The following is a 15079-nucleotide window of genomic DNA, read 5'->3' on the forward strand; positions in this document are numbered from 1 at the left end:
GGTGCGTGCGCTCGCAAGGCGGAGGGTCGCCCCGATACTGGTGGTATCGGGGCGACCCCGACAACGCCGCGAGGGCGCGTGCCAGGCGTCGCCAGGCAGACGGGACTTTCACCACACGCCCTAGCCGGGGGCCCGCCTCGTGCGGACGGCCGTGGGTATCCCGCTCGTACGGCTGCGGCAGTGGTCCCGGCAGCGGGTGGCCGTCGCCGCCCTGCACGGTGAGTCGGTGGCCGCGGCCGCGGCGGTCGCGGGCTTTGCCAACCAGGCTTACCTGGCCCGCACGGCACGGGCCCTCCTCGGCCGTGCGCCCGCCTCCGTCAAAGGGGCGGGCGCGGACCGCTGAGCACGGCCCGGGCAGGCCTCAGCGACCGCCCGCGCCCCGCGTGCCGGGCCCCTTCCCGTCGGCCTCGGTGATGTCATCGACCTCGACGATCTCGACGATCTCGATCTCATCGAGCGGTACGGCCAGGTCCGGGTCGATGTCGGGATCCGCGTCGAGGCCGTCGAGCACCTCGTCGTCCAGTTCGTCGTCGAAGACCGCGCTAACGTCGAAGCGGCACACCACCCGGTGCGGATCGGCCTGTTCGAAGGGGGCCTCCAGCCACTCCCCCGGCTCGGCGGGGGCGTCCGCCGCGGTGACCCACACCGTGGAGTCGCCCTCCTCCAGCCCGAACTCCTTGTGCCGGGAGGCGATCTCGTCCGGTTCGAACTCGCCGAACAGGACCCCGAGCGCGCCGTGGACCGTGTCGGCCGGGCCGGCGCCCCGCTGCCCCGGGACGTCGGCGTCGGCGACCCGCTGGGCCTGCGCGAGCAGCCGCTGCGGCTCCGCCACGGCGTAGTCGCGGCGGATCAGCACGCTCAGCGCGTTCGCCTCCTCGGGGCCCCGGTAGGGCGGCAGCGCGTCGTCGGTGCCGGGGATCTCGAAGGGCGTGACCTCGTCGTAGCGGTCGTAGAGGAGTTCGTCGTACTCCTCGGCCGCGGCGGCGAGTTCGTTGAAGGCCTCGTACACGGCCGGATCGTCCTCGCCCGACCTGCGTTCGACCGCGGCCAGGTGGCGGTCGAGCGCGGTCTTGACCGCCTCGGCGGCGGCACGTACCTCGGCAGCGGTGGGCTGCGCAGCATCAGACATAGTGCAGACGCTATCCGTACCGGGCCGGTGCCCGCACAATAGATGCGATGCCGGAATACGAATTTGTCGACGTCTACGTCCCGCGCGGGGTCACCCGCAAGGAAGCCACACGTCTGCTCACGGACCACGCGGAGTACGGACACTGGGAGCTGGACCGCCTGAGCCTGCACCCCGACGGAAGCCGCAGGGTGCGGCTGAAACGGCGCATCATCCGCCAGGTGCGGGCCACCTGGTAGGCCGGTGCGGGCGCCTGGCGGGCCGGCTCGGGCCGAGTACAGGGGGTAGACGCGGAAACGGAGCGGGCCCCGCGACGGCGGGGCACGCTCCGTTTCCGGTGTTCTCGGGCTCGGGGCGGCTCAGGCGGACGCCCGCGCCCTCCGGTACAGCACGGTGCCCGCGAGCAGCACGCCCGCGCCCGCCGGCAGTGCGATGCCGATCGGCAGCGAGCTGCCCGTCTCGGCGAGCTGCGAGGCGCCCTTGGGGGGCGTGACGACCTGCGTGCCGGGGTGGTTCGGCTTGTCGTGCCCGCCCGGGACGTGGGGCTTGCCCGGCTTACCGGGCTCTCCCGGCTTGCCCGGCTCCTCCGGCTTGCCGGGGTGTTCCGGCTTGCCCGGCTCCTCCGGCTCACCCGGCTCGCCCGGCTCCTCGGGCTCCGTCGGCGGCTTCTCGCCGGGCGGCTTGGAGTGGCCGGCCTCGTTGGCGCAGCGGTTGCCGAAGGCCGGGTTGCCGACGCCGACGACGGTGATGCTGTTGCCGCAGACATTGACCGGGACGTCCACCGGCAGCTGCACGTTGTTGCCGGAGCCGACACCGGGCGAGTTGGCGGCGTGCCCCTCGGCCTTCGCCCCGCCGGAGGGCTTGTGCGAACCGCCGCCGCCCTTGCCGGAGCCGTTGGTGCAAGAGTTGCCCATCGCGGGGTTCAGGACCCCGACGACGTTCACGGTGTTGCCGCAGACGTTGACCGGAATATCGACCGGGGCCTGAACCGAGTTGCCCGCCAATACGCCGGGCGAGTTCGAACTGCCGCCCTGGGCGGTGGAGTCCGCGTGTGCGTAGCCACCGGTCGCGGCGAGTACGCCGGTCGCGGCCGCCACGGTGATCAGGCCTTTGCGCGTGACCTGTCGCATAGCTGTTCCCTGCCTTTTACCTTCCGAAGTACGCACGGACGTGCTCGCCCGGACGTGGAATATCCGTCGGCCCCGGAGCGCATGGCGTGCACTCCGGGGCCGACGGACTCAGACCCTCAACGGGTGAGGCACAACGTCACTTGTTGATGCAGGTGTTGCCGAAGGTGGGGTTCAGCAGCCCGATCACGTTGACCGTGTTGCCGCAGACGTTCACCGGCACGTGCACGGGGACCTGGAGTACGTTGCCCGAGAGGACACCGGGAGAGTTCACGGCGGCGCCCTGGGCACCGGCGTCGGCGGCGGCGATGCCCGCGCCCGCGAGCACGAGACCACCAGTGGCAGCCGCAGCAGCGACGACCTTCTTGATCATTATTCCTCCTTGTTGGCAATGCAGTCCCAGCCGCGGACTGCACCACCTGTAACGAGGAGGGGGTTGCGGGGCTACGAGCCGAAGGCTCCTTTCACTCTTCTCAGGCACGTACGTACGTGCTGACGATTATTGGAGAGTCGTTTCAGCACGTAAAACGGCCGTATTCCAGTCGGTTCACGGCCCGTTGCCGTCAGGCCGGGCCCGCCTCCGTCAGGACGCGTCGATGAACCGGTCGAGCACCCGGACGCCGAACTTGAGGCCGTCCACCGGCACCCGCTCGTCGACGCCGTGGAACATGCCGGCGAAGTCCAGCTCCGGCGGCAGCTTCAGCGGCGCGAAGCCGAAGCCGCGGATGCCGAGGTCGTCGAAGGACTTGGCGTCCGTGCCGGCCGAGAGCATGTACGGCACCGCGCGGGCGATCGGGTCCTCGGCGCGCAGGGCGGTCTGCATGGCGTCGACGAGCGCCCCGTCGAAGGTGGTCTCCAGAGCCTTGTCGGCATGCACGTCCTCGCGCTTGACCCGCGGACCGAGAATCCGGTCCAGGTCGGCGAGGAACTCCTCCTCGTAGCCCGGCAGGTAGCGGCCGTCGACATGCGCGGTCGCCTGGCCGGGGATCACGTTCACCTTGTAACCGGCGCCGAGCTGGGTGGGGTTCGCGGTGTTCTGGAGCGAGGCGCCGATGAGCTTGGCGATGCCGCCGAGCTTGGCGAGCGTCGCGTCCATGTTCTCCGGGTCGAGCTCGGTGCCGAGCGCGTCGCCCAGCTCGTCGAGGAAGTGCCGCAGCGTCTTGGTGACCCGCACCGGGAACTTGTGCCGCCCGAGGCGCCCGACGGCCTCGGACAGCTCGGTGATCGCGTTGTCCCGGTGGATCATCGAGCCGTGCCCCGCGGTGCCGTCCACGGTCAGCTTCATCCAGTGCATGCCCTTCTGGGCCGTCTCGACGAGGTAGAGCCGCAGGTTCTCGTTGACGGTGAAGGAGAAGCCGCCGACCTCGCTGATCGCCTCCGTGCAGCCCTCGAAGAGGTCGGGGTGGTTGTCCACGAGATACCGGGCGCCGTACGTGCCGCCCGCCTCCTCGTCCGCGAGGAAGGCGAGGACGATGTCGCGCGGGGGCTTGCGGCCGCTGCGCATCCGGTCCCGTACGACCGCGAGGGTCATCGCGTCCATGTCCTTCATGTCGACGGCGCCCCGGCCCCACACGCAGCCGTCCGCGATCTCGCCGGAGAACGGGTGGTGCGTCCAGTCCACGGCGTTGGCCGGCACGACGTCGGTGTGGCCGTGGATGAGCAGCGCGGGCCGCGAGGGGTCCTCGCCCTCGATCCTCGCCACCGTCGAGGCCCTGCCGGGGTGGGATTCGAAGATCTTCGGTTCGAGACCGACCTCGGCGAGCTTCTCCGCGACGTACTCGGCGGCCTTGCGCTCCCCCGGGCCCGAGTGGTCGCCGTAGTTGCTCGTATCGATCTGGATGAGTTCCCGGCAGAGGTCGACGACCTCGTCCTCACCGGTGACGGCCTTGCCCGTGCTGGACCCGCTCACGCTGGGCTCCTCCCGCATTCGCTGCTGGTGGTCCCCCTCATCCTCTCTCTCCCGGCCTCCGCGCCCAAGGCCGGGCGGCACCCGCCATCAGCAGTTCACGCCAGGTGGCGGGGTGATCGAGTACCCCCGGAAGCCTGGTAATGTTCTCTGTGTCGCCGCGGGGAACGCCCCGCGAGACACACACCTGGTCCGGGTGGCGGAATGGCAGACGCGCTAGCTTGAGGTGCTAGTGCCCTTTATCGGGCGTGGGGGTTCAAGTCCCCCCTCGGACACCAGCGAAAACCCCAGTTGATCTGGGGTTTTCTGCGTTTCTGGGGTGTGGCGTGACCCACCATGTGACCAACAGTTCAGAGAGTTCCCAGGTCAGGCCTGGGATGACTGGCCGAGCCTGTTGGCTCCGGAGACGGTGAGCTTCCCGGTTCCGTTTTTTCTGCCGTGCCAGGCAGGCGCCGGAACTGGTTGCGCTGGGTCCGGCCGGCGTGGCTCACGCACTCCGCGTCCACGGTCTCGGCGACGGAGATGGGGCAGGCTCAGAACTGGTGTCGTTCCGGCTTCGGCACGTACACAACTCCGGGGCCAGGAGCCGTCGTGCTTTGCCGGAAGATCTCGTGCAGCATCGACCGGGAGTTTTCGTGCATCGCGTTGGCCAGGTTGTCGGCCAGGAGGGCGGCCTCAGACGGAAGCAGGACCATTTCCGTGTCTGCCGTATGCCGACCGTTTTTCGTCAACCACATGGGGACACGAATGCGTCCCTCGTCATCCCGATACGCCGGACGGCTCGGGATGGGGTCCATCCGCCAGCCCTGCGGCGCCTTCTGCCTCTGGTTCTTCGGTTCGGTGGGCATGAGTACATCCTCGGGCCATCAGCACCGACCCGCCAGCAATATTCGCGTTGCGGGGTAGACGATCACGAACGGTAGGAGGCGGCCCAACGTACAAGCATTTCTCTGGCATCTTCATCGAACATCCCATGACGCTCGTACAAGCCGAACACTTCGAGATGTTCTGCGATGTCCCGAGCGTCCTGGAAAACTATGCGCCCAGTGAAGGTCTCGACCGTTGCCAGGCGCTGGTCGTAAACCGTGAAGGTATTCATCGGGCCGCGCCCGATGGTCGACCCCAACGGGATGATGCCGATTCGCACGTTGGGGAAATGAGAGAGCGAGACAAGGCGGTCGATCTGGACGGCCATCGCGGCGCTGGGGACCACGGCCCATCTGACGGCCTGCTCCGTCAACAGGAACGTGAACCGTTTCCTGTTGTCATAGAGGACCGCTTGCCGGTCCAGCTTCCTCGCGACTGTCTTGGAGATGTCCACTGGTGAGTGGCCCAGGCTCGCCCTGATGTACTCAGGTGTGGCCAGGAGCCCTGTCACCATCGCGGGCAGGAAGTACCGGAGCGTCACGGCTTCCGCTTCCAGGGCCGCCAATTCCGACTGCCGCTTCTCCAGTCCCCGACGCCACGATGCCCGCTTACCCTGCCACTCCGTATGGGCGAGCCGCGCGAGGACGGCCACTTCCGCCACCATCTCCGGGGGAGCGTCGAGGGCTCTGAGAATCAACTCGACGTCGACAAGTCCCGGTATCATTCGACCGGTCTCGATGTTGCTGAGCTTTGTCTGGGACATGTTGCAGCGCTGGGCGAGCCAAACCTGTGTACGGCCGGCTCGCCTGCGCATCGTGCGAAGCGTTTCCGCCAGGGCAGCTTTCGACTGTCCCAGCTCTCCAGGATCAAACGTCAAGGCCCTTCACGTACTCCTCGAAAGGCACGGCGTGTTCCAGGGCGATTTGCTGCCACTCCCGATACGGGGCGGGGTCCCCCTCGTACGCCTTGCGATTGATTTGGGTACCGTCCGGCCGGAAATTCAAGTGGGCGATGCGAATCCTGTCGAACATCCACCAGTCACGCCCGCAGAGCGGCAGACCGTAGTCCTCTTGCGTCACGTCCAAGACGCGGATGTCCTCCCCGGCCGCGACGTTGCCGGGGATTCCCCACGCGAATTGGTAGCGCTGGTAATCGGTGAGCGGTCGGCGCACGATGCGCACGCGACCGATGCGCTTGCCGGACGCGATATATCCGCGTACCCGTTCATGCCAGCGAGCATTATGGCCGTCGGGCATATTCTCGCCCCTCAGGAAGCGGGCGACGTTCTCCCGCTCTTTGGGCATGATGTAGGTGGGCTGCGCCTCGAACCGCCACGCTTCGTGCTCGAAGGCGTCGAAGAACCTACGCCACTCCTCACCATCCAAGAGCACGAACAGCCTCCCTCATAACGTGCTCCGGGATCTCCACCAGAGCCTCACCTGCGGGCGCGGTGAACGCGTTGGACAGGTCCCCCTGGACAACGAATGAACCGCTCCGGGTCCGGTAGATGTTGGGGCAATCGTCGTCGTCGCACTCGGGGCCTCCGGTCCGGCCAGTGAGACGGGTCAGTTCCTCGCGTGCCATCGGACCCTCCTTCGTCGCAGGGGCGCTCCCTGGCTCCAAGAGGACGGTAGGGCGGATGAGTCTGCCTGGTCCATGGCACCTCGCGGATATGCGCGTTGTCGGGTAGACAATCACGGGCGAAGGAGGGGAGGTACCCGCTCCGCCCTGGTTGGTCACGTGACCAGTACATGAGCAACAGCGGTCCGCAGTGGGCCTTCCTCGCGGGTCAGGGGGTGGGGCTGTGGGACGTCAGTTCCTTGAGGGCCAGGTTCAGGCGTAGGACGTTGACTCGGGGTTCGCCCAGGAAGCCCAGGGTTCGGGGGGTGGTGTTCTGAATGATCAGGTGTTGGATCCGGGGGACGCTCAGGTGGTTTTTTTCCGCCACGCGGTGGGCCTGGAGGGCGGCGTAGGCCGGGGAGATGTGCGGGTCCAGGCCGGAGCCCGAGGAGGTGACCGCGTCGGCGGGGACGTTGGTGGGGTTGATCTTGTGGGACGCGGTGGAGTTGTCCCTGATGACTGCCGCCTTCGCCTCCTTCACCTGGGCGATCAGCTCCTCGCTGTCGCCCGCGAGGTTGGTCGCGCCGGACAGGAGCAGCTTGTGGTCGGTGTTGACGCTGTTCTCGCCCAGGCCGTTCGACGGGCGCGGTTGGAACCATCGCAGGTCGGGGGCTGGGGTCCTCTGGCCCCGCTTGGGCGGCAAGTCGTAGCGCTGGCCGATGAGTTCGGAGCCGACGACCTTGCCGTGCGCCTCGATCTCGGAGCCGTTGGCCTTGTCGTGGAAGAGCGCCTGGGCGACGCCGGTGACCGCCAGCGGGTACAGGACGCCGCAGAGCAGGGTCAGGACGAGCAGCGCGCGCAGTCCCGCGCCGAGCAGCCGGGCGGTGTTGGTCACGGAGTTGTTCATGGTCGCGTCACCCAATGCCGGGGATGAGGGAGATGAGTACGTCGATGATCTTGATGCCGATGAAGGGGGCGACCAGGCCGCCGAGGCCGTAGACGCCGAGGTTGCGGCGGAGCATCCGGTCCGCGCTCATCGGGCGGTAGCGCACGCCCTTGAGGGCCAGCGGCACGAGCGCGACGATGATCAGGGCGTTGAAGACGACCGCCGAGAGGATCGCGGACTCGGGCGAGGACAGGCTCATGACGTTGAGCTTGTCGAGGCTCGGGTACGCCACCGCGAACATGGCCGGGATGATGGCGAAGTACTTCGCCACGTCGTTGGCGATGGAGAAGGTCGTCAGGGCGCCCCGGGTGATCAGGAGCTGCTTGCCGATCTCGACGATCTCGATGAGCTTGGTGGGGTCGGAGTCCAGGTCCACCATGTTCCCGGCCTCCTTGGCGGCCGAGGTGCCGGTGTTCATCGCCACGCCCACGTCGGCCTGGGCGAGCGCGGGGGCGTCGTTGGTGCCGTCACCCGTCATCGCCACCAGCTTGCCGCCGGCCTGCTCGCGTTTGATCAGCGCCATCTTGTCCTCGGGCGTGGCCTCGGCGAGGAAGTCGTCCACGCCCGCCTCGTCCGCTATCGCCTTGGCGGTCAGCGGGTTGTCGCCCGTGATCATGACCGTCCTGATGCCCATGCGGCGCAGCTCGTCGAAGCGTTCGCGCATGCCCTCCTTGACGACGTCCTTGAGGTGGATCACCCCGAGGACCCGGGCGCCGTCGGCGTCTTCCACGGCCACCAGCAGCGGCGTGCCGCCGGCCTGTGAGATCCGGTCGTTGAGTGCCCGCGCGTCCTCGGCGACCTGGCCGCCGCGCTCCTTGACCCAGGCGATGACCGAACCGGTCGCGCCCTTGCGGACCTTGCGGCCGTCGACGTCCACACCCGACATGCGGGTCCGGGCGGTGAACGCCACCCACGCGGCGCCGGTCAGCTCCCCCTGGTGCCGTTCGCGCAGGCCGTACCTCTCCTTGGCGAGTACGACGACGGAGCGGCCCTCGGGGGTCTCGTCGGCCAGCGAGGAGAGCTGAGCGGCGTCGGCCAGTTCGGCCGCGGTGGTGCCGCGTACGGGGACGAACTCGGCGGCCCGGCGGTTGCCCAGTGTGATCGTGCCGGTCTTGTCCAGGAGAAGCGTGGAGACGTCGCCGGCGGCCTCGACGGCCCGGCCCGACATGGCGAGGACGTTGCGCTGCACCAGGCGGTCCATGCCCGCGATGCCGATCGCGGAGAGCAGGGCGCCGATGGTCGTCGGGATGAGGCAGACGAGCAGTGCCGTCAGGACGATCAGGGACGTCTGGTCGTCGGCCCCGGCGTAGATCGCGAAGGGCTTCAGCGTCACGACTGCCAGCAGGAAGACGATGGTCAGGGACGCCAGGAGGATGTTGAGGGCGATCTCGTTGGGCGTCTTCTGGCGGGCGGCGCCCTCGACCAGGTTAATCATGCGGTCGATGAACGTCTCGCCGGGTTTCGTCGTGATCTTGATGGTGACGCGGTCGGAGAGGATCTTCGTACCGCCCGTGACGGCCGAGCGGTCGCCGCCGGACTCGCGGATGACGGGGGCCGACTCCCCGGTGATCGCGGACTCGTCGACGGAGGCGACGCCCTCGACGACGTCACCGTCGCCGGGGATGATGTCGCCCGCCTCGCAGACCACGAGGTCGCCGACGCGCAGTTCGGTGCCGGGCACGCTCTCCTCGGCGCCGCCGATCAGGCGGCGCGCGACGGTGCCGGTCTTGGCCTTGCGCAGCGTGTCGGCCTGCGCCTTGCCGCGGCCCTCGGCGACGGCCTCGGCGAGGTTGGCGAAGAGAGTGGTCAGCCAGAGCCAGCCGGTGATCGCCCAGCCGAACCAGTTCCCCGGGTCCAGGGCGGCGAGCACGGTGGTGACCACCGAGCCGATCAGGACGACGAACATGACCGGCGACTTGACCATGGTCCGCGGGTGCAGTTTGCGGACGGCGTCGGGCAGGGACCTCAGCAGCTGGGCGGGGTCGAAGAGGCCCGCGCCGACCTTGTTCTCCTCGGCGGTCCCGGGTCCGGTCGGCACGTCCGAGTGGGGGACGGCGGCCGTCGCACCCTTCTCGCCCGGCGCGCGTGTCCCGGTGGCCTTGTCGTGCTCGTCCGTCTGGTGGTTCTTCGTGTGTGTGTTCATGACGCCAGCCCCTCGGCGAGCGGTCCCAGCGCGAGCGCGGGGAAGTAGGTGAGACCGGTGATGATCAGGATGGCGCCGACCAGCAGCCCCGCGAAGAGCGGTTTCTCCGTGCGCAGGGTGCCGGCCGTCGTCGGGACCGGTTGCTGCCGGGCCAGCGAGCCGGCGAGCGCGAGGACGAACACCATCGGCAGGAAGCGGCCGAGCAGCATGGCGAGACCGAGCGTGGTGTTGAACCAGTTCGTGTCCGCGCTCAGGCCGCCGAAGGCCGAGCCGTTGTTGTTGGCGCCGGACGTGTAGGCGTACAGGATCTCCGAGAAGCCGTGCGCCCCGGAGTTGAGCATCGAGTCCTTGGGCGTGGGCAGCGCCATCGACACGGCCGTGAAGCCGAGCACGAGCGCCGGGGTGATCAGGATGTAACAGGCCGCCAGCTTGATCTCGCGGGTGCCGATCTTCTTGCCCAGGTACTCGGGTGTGCGGCCGACCATCAGGCCCGCGACGAACACCGCGATGACCGCCATGACGAGCATGCCGTAGAGGCCGGAGCCCACCCCGCCGGGCGCGATCTCGCCGAGCTGCATGCCGAGCATCTCGATGCCGCCGCCGAAACCGGTGTAGGAGGAGTGGAAGGAGTTCACCGCGCCCGTGGAGGTGAGCGTGGTGGCCACCGCGAAGAGCGACGAGCCGCCGATCCCGAAGCGGGTCTCCTTGCCCTCCATGGCCCCGCCCGCCACGTCGAACGCGGGCCCGCCGTGGTGGAACTCCGTCCACATCATCAGCGCGGTGAGGCCGAGCCAGATCGTCGCCATCGTGGCGAGGAGGGCGTACCCCTGCCGGAGCGAGCCGGCCATCCTGCCGAAGGTGCGGGTCAGCGCGAAGGGGATGACGAGGATCAGGTAGATCTCGAAGAGGTTGGACAGGGGGGTGGGGTTCTCGAAGGGGTGGGCGGAGTTGGCGTTGAAGTAGCCGCCGCCGTTCGTGCCCAGCTCCTTGATGACCTCCTGTGAGGCGACCGCGCCGCCGTTCCACTGCCGGCTGCCGCCCATGAACTGCCCGACCTCGTGGATGCCGGAGAAGCTCTGCAGGGCGCCGCAGGCGACCAGGACCAGCGCGCCGATCACGGAGATCGGCAGCAGGATCCGGACGACGCCGCGCACCAGGTCGGCCCAGAAGTTGCCCAGCTCACCGGTGCGGGAGCGCGTGGTGAAGCCGCGTACGAGGGCCACCGCCACGGCGATCCCCACCGCCGCCGAGACGAAGTTCTGCACGGCGAGACCCGCTGTCTGCACGACGTGGCCCATGGCCTGCTCGCCGGCGTACGACTGCCAGTTGGTGTTGGCCACGAAGGAGGCGGCCGTGTTGAAGGCCTGGTCCGGGTCGATGGACCGGAAGCCGAGCGAGCCGGGCAGCGAGCCCTGGAGCCGCTGGAGGAGGTAGAGGAAGAGGACCCCGGCCAGGGAGAAGGCGAGGACGCCGCGCAGGTACGCGGTCCAGCGCATCGGGGAGTCGGGGTCGGCTCCGATTGCTTTGTAGATCCACTTTTCGGCCCGCAGGTGCTTCTTCGAGCCGTAGACGCGGGCCATGTGGTCGCCCAGGGGGCGGTAGGTCAGGGCGAGCGCCGCTGTGAGAGCGAGCAGCTGGAGCACGCCGGCAAGGACGGGGCTCATATCCGTACTCAGAACCTCTCCGGGAAGGCGAGGGCGAGGACGAGATAGCCCAGGAGGGTGACGGCCACGACCAGGCCGACGACGTTCTCGGCGGTCACAGCTTCGTCACCCCCTTGGCGACGAGGGCCACCAGCGCGAAGACCGCGATCGTGGTGGCGACGAAGGCCAGATCGGCCATCGTGAGCTCCTGAGGAAGTGGACGGATGAGTTGCTGGTGTCGAGAAAAGCTCCCTTCCGGCCGTTTCCGGCCACCGTTGACGCCCTCCATACGGCGTCCGCCGACGTCTTGACGGGTCTCTTACGAGCAGGTCAGGCCGGTCACCCGGCCAGCCGGTGGCCCGTCGTGGCGTCCACGTGGTCGGGCACCTCGTCGTGGCGGTCCCCGACGGTCGAGGTGCCGCTGGGCTCGAAGAGCAGCAGCCTCGCCCCGTCGGGCGCGGACGGCTTGTGCTCGGTGCCGCGCGGGACGGTGAAGAGCGAGCCCTGCGGGAGGGTGACCCGGCGCTCCCCCGCCGGCTCGCGCAGGTCGATGTGCAGTTCGCCGCCGAGCACGAGGAAGAACTCGTCGGTGTCGTCGTGGACGTGCCACAGGTGTTCGCCCTGGACCTTCGTCAGACGGACGTCGTAGTCGTTGACGGTGGTGGCGATGCGGGGGCTCCACAGGGCGTCGAAGGAGGCGAAGGCCTGGTCGAGGGAGATGGCCCCGCTGGTCGCGGTGGGGGCGTCGCTGGTCGCGGCGGTGACTTCGGTGGTCGCGACGGTGGTTTCGGCGGTCGCGGCGGTTGCGTCGGGTTCGTTGGTCATGAGGTGATCTTCCGGCGTGACGTGCCGCGCCCACGAGTGCTAGAAATCGCACATGGCGCAAGAATCCTCGCAAGCGGCCGGCCCCCGGCCGGGGTCGTCGGGGCCGGTCCCGGACCGGCTCCACCGGGTCGTCGTCATCGTCGACGAGAACTCCAACCCCTTCGAACTCGGCTGCGCGACGGAGGTGTTCGGCCTGCGCCGGCCCGAGCTCGGCAGGGAGCTGTACGACTTCGCGCTCTGCTCCCCCGAGCCCGGCACCCTGATGCGGGACGGGTTCTTCACGCTCACCGGGGTCGCCGGGCTCGACGCGACCGAGACGGCGGACACCGTGATCGTGCCGAACCGGCCGGACACCGACGTGCCCCGGCGGCCCGCCGTCCTGGACGCCGTCCGGCGCGCGCACGCGCGGGGCGCCCGGCTGGTGGGGTTCTGCAGCGGGGCCTTCACGCTCGCCGAGGCCGGGGTGCTCGACGGGCGCGGGGCCACCGCGCACTGGCAGTGGGCCGACTCCTTCAGGGAGCGGTTTGCGGCCGTGCGGCTCGAACCGGACGTCCTCTTCGTGGACGAGGGCGACATCCTGACCGCGGCGGGCAGCGCGGCCGCCCTCGACCTGTCCCTGCACATCGTGCGCAAGGACTTCGGCGCCGAGATCGCCAACGCGGTGAGCAGGCGTCTCGTCTTCGCGGCGCACCGGGACGGAGGCCAGCGGCAGTTCGTGGAGCGGCCCGTCCCGAAGGTGCGGGACGAGTCCCTGGCGCCGGTGCTGAGCTGGGCGCAGGAGCGTCTGGACGAGCCGCTGACCGTGGCCGGTCTCGCGGCCCGCGCCGGACTGAGCCCCGCGACCTTGCACCGCCGCTTCCGGGCCCAGCTCGGCACCACCCCACTGGCCTGGCTCATCACGGAACGCGTCGCGCTGGCCTGCCGGATCATCGAGCGGGGCGAGGAGCGCCTGGACGTCGTCGCGCGGCGCAGCGGCCTTGGCACCGCCGCGAATCTACGGGCGAGACTGCGCCGTGAGACGGGGCTCAGCCCCTCCGACTACCGGCGCAGGTTCGGCCCCGTCGGCCCCTCGGCCGCCGACCGGGTGCCGGCCGCCGCACCGAGGTCTCGCGCCGTCAGTCGATGAACGCGCCGTCGACGTACACCCACGCCCCGTCCAGCCGCTCGAAGCGGCTCCGCTCGTGCAGGGCGTCCGGGCGGCCCCCGTCGGTGTAGCGGGCCCGGAAGGTCACGGTGCCCGTGGTGTGGAACGCGGTGCCCTCGGTGGTGTCCTCGATCTCCAGGCCGACCCAGCGCAGCGCCGGGTCGAACTCCACCAGGGGCGGGCGCGTCGCCGGGTGCCAGGTGCGCAGCAGGTAGGGCTCGTCGCGCACCGCGAAGGCGCAGTACCGGGAGCGCATCAGCTCCTCGGGCGTACGGGCCGCGGCCTCGCCCCGGTGCAGCCGGCCGCAGCACTTTTCGTACGGCTCGGGGCGCCCGCAGGGGCAGGACGTGGGGCGGGACGTGGCGCGTCGGGACATGGCGTCCATTGTGGCCGACCCGGCGGCGCCCCGCGGCGTCAGGGCGCCAGGATGTCCAGCTCCTCCAGCGCGCCGAGGGCGATCTGCCGCGTGAGGGCCTCCGCGCGGGCCGCGTCGCCCTCCCTGACGGCCTCCGCGACCTGGACGTGCAGGGACACGGCGGGCGGGTCGGGGTCCTCGAACATCACCTGGTGGGCGGTGCGCCCGGTGAGGACCTCGGCGACGACGTCACCGAGGCGGGCGAACATCTCGTTGCCGCAGGAGTCGAGGATGACCCGGTGGAAGGCGACGTCGTACTTGAGGTAGCCCTCCAGCTGGTGGCCGCGCGAGTGGGCGACCATGCCGAGGGCGCACTCGGTCAGCTCCGCGCACTGGGCGGCCGTGGCGTGCCGGGCGGCGAGCCCCGCCGCGACCGGCTCGATCGCGGAGCGCAGCACGGTCAGGGAGCGCAGTTGCCGTGGCCGGTCGGCGCCGGCCAGACGCCACCGGATGACCTGCGGGTCGTAGACGTTCCACTCCCGGGCGGGCAGGACGGTCACGCCCACGCGGCGCCGGGAGGCGACGAGGTGCATGGACTCCAGGACCCGGACCGCTTCGCGCATCACGGAGCGGGACACCTCGAAGCGCTGGGCCAGCTCATCGGTGCGCAGAACGCTGCCGGGGGGGTACTCGCCCGCCGTGATGGCGGGCCCGAGGCTTTCCAGTACGCGGGAGTGCAGCCCTCGGGTCTGTGCGGTCATGACGGAAGCCTACGAGGGAACCGACGTGAACAATAAGTCAGACTTTTACGTCACAGGCTCTTGAATTCGTCATACCTAATGGGTTTCAGTGACGTGAACGAACCGACCGATGTCGATGAAGACAGCGAAGGCAGGCAGCGATGAGCACCCCCCACGTCGTCGTGATCATGGGTGTGGCAGGGACCGGCAAGACCACGATCGGCCCCCTGCTCGCGGACCGGCTCGGCGTCCCGTACGCCGAGGGCGACGACTTCCACCCGCCGCAGAACGTGCGGAAGATGTCGTCCGGCACCCCCCTCACCGATGACGACCGTTGGCCCTGGCTGGACGCCATCGGGGCCTGGGCGCACGGGCGGGCGGGGCGCGGCGGGGTGGTCAGCAGCTCGGCGCTCAAGCGGAGTTACCGCGACCGGCTGCGCTCGGTGGCCCCCGGGGTCGTCTTCGTCCACCTCACCGGTGACCGCGAGCTCATCGAGGAGCGGATGAGGCAGCGCAAGGGGCACTTCATGCCCACGGCACTGCTGGATTCGCAGTTCGCCACCTTGCAGCCCCTCGGGGCGGACGAGGCGGGCGTCGCCGTCGATGTCGCCGGGTCCCCGCAGGAGATCGCCGACAGGGCCGTCGACGCCCTGAGCCGGCTCGGCTGAGCGGTCGGCCACCAGTTCCCGCACCCTCG

At 69.6% G+C, this 15079-nt stretch carries 20 protein-coding genes and 1 tRNA gene; 5 read left to right on the forward strand and 16 right to left on the reverse strand.

The window, feature by feature from the left end:
* Positions 1 to 139: 139 nt before the first annotated feature.
* Complete coding sequence (locus ABZ385_RS28030; protein WP_358913682.1) at positions 140 to 343, forward strand: hypothetical protein; 204 nt, start codon at positions 140 to 142, stop codon at positions 341 to 343.
* 18 nt (positions 344 to 361) lie between these two features.
* On the opposite strand, the gene ABZ385_RS28035 is transcribed toward ABZ385_RS28030, so the two are convergent.
* Positions 362 to 1129, reverse strand: coding sequence for a hypothetical protein (locus tag ABZ385_RS28035; protein WP_358581247.1), 768 nt, complete (start codon positions 1127 to 1129; stop codon positions 362 to 364).
* A 47-nt stretch (positions 1130 to 1176) separates the two neighbouring features.
* On the opposite strand from ABZ385_RS28035, the gene ABZ385_RS28040 reads away from it, so the two are divergent.
* The gene (locus tag ABZ385_RS28040; RefSeq protein WP_127911640.1) at positions 1177 to 1365 is read left to right on the forward strand and encodes a DUF5703 family protein; all 189 of its coding nucleotides are present in this window, start codon (positions 1177 to 1179) and stop codon (positions 1363 to 1365) included.
* A 120-nt stretch (positions 1366 to 1485) separates the two neighbouring features.
* On the opposite strand, the gene ABZ385_RS28045 is transcribed toward ABZ385_RS28040, so the two are convergent.
* From ABZ385_RS28045 to ABZ385_RS28055, 3 genes are all read right to left on the reverse strand, one after another.
* Complete coding sequence (locus ABZ385_RS28045) at positions 1486 to 2256, reverse strand: chaplin (RefSeq protein ID WP_358913683.1); 771 nt, start codon at positions 2254 to 2256, stop codon at positions 1486 to 1488.
* Between the two features lie 136 nt (positions 2257 to 2392).
* Positions 2393 to 2626, reverse strand: a complete 234-nt coding sequence (gene chpH, locus ABZ385_RS28050; protein WP_358696309.1) for a chaplin ChpH — start codon at positions 2624 to 2626, stop codon at positions 2393 to 2395.
* 210 nt (positions 2627 to 2836) lie between these two features.
* Entirely contained in the window at positions 2837 to 4162 is a 1326-nt protein-coding gene (locus tag ABZ385_RS28055; protein WP_358581241.1) for a M20/M25/M40 family metallo-hydrolase, read from the reverse strand.
* Positions 4163 to 4349: 187 nt separating this feature from the next.
* Between ABZ385_RS28055 and ABZ385_RS28060 the strand changes: the two genes are divergently transcribed.
* Positions 4350 to 4437 (forward strand) — tRNA-Leu (locus ABZ385_RS28060).
* A gap of 255 nt (positions 4438 to 4692) precedes the next feature.
* On the opposite strand, the gene ABZ385_RS28065 is transcribed toward ABZ385_RS28060, so the two are convergent.
* The 10 genes from ABZ385_RS28065 to ABZ385_RS28110 all read right to left on the reverse strand — a co-directional run bounded on the left by ABZ385_RS28065 (position 4693) and on the right by ABZ385_RS28110 (position 12143).
* Positions 4693 to 5007 (reverse strand): hypothetical protein, encoded by a 315-nt coding sequence (locus ABZ385_RS28065; protein WP_358913684.1) that lies wholly within the window; start codon positions 5005 to 5007, stop codon positions 4693 to 4695.
* A gap of 62 nt (positions 5008 to 5069) precedes the next feature.
* Positions 5070 to 5903, reverse strand: coding sequence for a helix-turn-helix transcriptional regulator (locus ABZ385_RS28070; RefSeq protein WP_358913685.1), 834 nt, complete (start codon positions 5901 to 5903; stop codon positions 5070 to 5072).
* A complete protein-coding gene (locus tag ABZ385_RS28075; RefSeq protein ID WP_358913686.1) occupies positions 5893 to 6417 on the reverse strand; it encodes a DUF6879 family protein in 525 nt (174 codons plus the stop codon). Before ABZ385_RS28075 ends, ABZ385_RS28070 begins: the two co-directional genes overlap by 11 nt.
* Positions 6401 to 6610, reverse strand: a complete 210-nt coding sequence (locus ABZ385_RS28080) for a hypothetical protein (protein ID WP_358913687.1) — start codon at positions 6608 to 6610, stop codon at positions 6401 to 6403. Before ABZ385_RS28080 ends, ABZ385_RS28075 begins: the two co-directional genes overlap by 17 nt.
* 205 nt (positions 6611 to 6815) lie before the next feature.
* Complete coding sequence (locus tag ABZ385_RS28085; RefSeq protein ID WP_358913688.1) at positions 6816 to 7493, reverse strand: potassium-transporting ATPase subunit C; 678 nt, start codon at positions 7491 to 7493, stop codon at positions 6816 to 6818.
* A gap of 7 nt (positions 7494 to 7500) precedes the next feature.
* Complete coding sequence (gene kdpB / locus ABZ385_RS28090; protein ID WP_358913689.1) at positions 7501 to 9675, reverse strand: potassium-transporting ATPase subunit KdpB; 2175 nt, start codon at positions 9673 to 9675, stop codon at positions 7501 to 7503.
* On the reverse strand, positions 9672 to 11339 hold the full coding sequence (gene kdpA / locus ABZ385_RS28095) for a potassium-transporting ATPase subunit KdpA (protein ID WP_358913690.1): 1668 nt from the start codon (positions 11337 to 11339) through the stop codon (positions 9672 to 9674). The genes kdpB and kdpA overlap by 4 nt, the downstream gene beginning before the upstream one ends.
* A gap of 8 nt (positions 11340 to 11347) precedes the next feature.
* Complete coding sequence (gene kdpF / locus ABZ385_RS28100) at positions 11348 to 11437, reverse strand: K(+)-transporting ATPase subunit F (protein WP_358581209.1); 90 nt, start codon at positions 11435 to 11437, stop codon at positions 11348 to 11350.
* Positions 11434 to 11607, reverse strand: a complete 174-nt coding sequence (locus ABZ385_RS28105) for a hypothetical protein (RefSeq protein WP_358581207.1) — start codon at positions 11605 to 11607, stop codon at positions 11434 to 11436. Before ABZ385_RS28105 ends, kdpF begins: the two co-directional genes overlap by 4 nt.
* Before the next feature lie 50 nt (positions 11608 to 11657).
* Positions 11658 to 12143 (reverse strand): cupin domain-containing protein, encoded by a 486-nt coding sequence (locus tag ABZ385_RS28110; RefSeq protein WP_358581205.1) that lies wholly within the window; start codon positions 12141 to 12143, stop codon positions 11658 to 11660.
* Positions 12144 to 12195: 52 nt separating this feature from the next.
* Here ABZ385_RS28110 and ABZ385_RS28115 point away from each other — a divergent pair, with 52 nt between their 5' ends.
* Positions 12196 to 13269, forward strand: a complete 1074-nt coding sequence (locus ABZ385_RS28115) for a helix-turn-helix domain-containing protein (RefSeq protein WP_358581203.1) — start codon at positions 12196 to 12198, stop codon at positions 13267 to 13269.
* Here ABZ385_RS28115 and ABZ385_RS28120 read toward each other — a convergent pair.
* Both ABZ385_RS28120 and ABZ385_RS28125 read right to left on the reverse strand, forming a co-directional pair.
* Positions 13259 to 13672 (reverse strand): YchJ family protein, encoded by a 414-nt coding sequence (locus tag ABZ385_RS28120; protein ID WP_358581201.1) that lies wholly within the window; start codon positions 13670 to 13672, stop codon positions 13259 to 13261. The two genes, ABZ385_RS28115 and ABZ385_RS28120, sit on opposite strands and share 11 nt — an antisense overlap.
* 29 nt (positions 13673 to 13701) lie before the next feature.
* Positions 13702 to 14403, reverse strand: coding sequence for a FadR/GntR family transcriptional regulator (locus ABZ385_RS28125; RefSeq protein WP_358581199.1), 702 nt, complete (start codon positions 14401 to 14403; stop codon positions 13702 to 13704).
* 140 nt (positions 14404 to 14543) lie between these two features.
* Here ABZ385_RS28125 and ABZ385_RS28130 point away from each other — a divergent pair, with 140 nt between their 5' ends.
* Entirely contained in the window at positions 14544 to 15050 is a 507-nt protein-coding gene (locus ABZ385_RS28130; protein ID WP_358696326.1) for a gluconokinase, read from the forward strand.
* Positions 15051 to 15079: the final 29 nt, after the last annotated feature.

Source organism: Streptomyces sp. NPDC005898 (genome assembly GCF_040629635.1).
Taxonomy (GTDB): domain Bacteria; phylum Actinomycetota; class Actinomycetes; order Streptomycetales; family Streptomycetaceae; genus Streptomyces.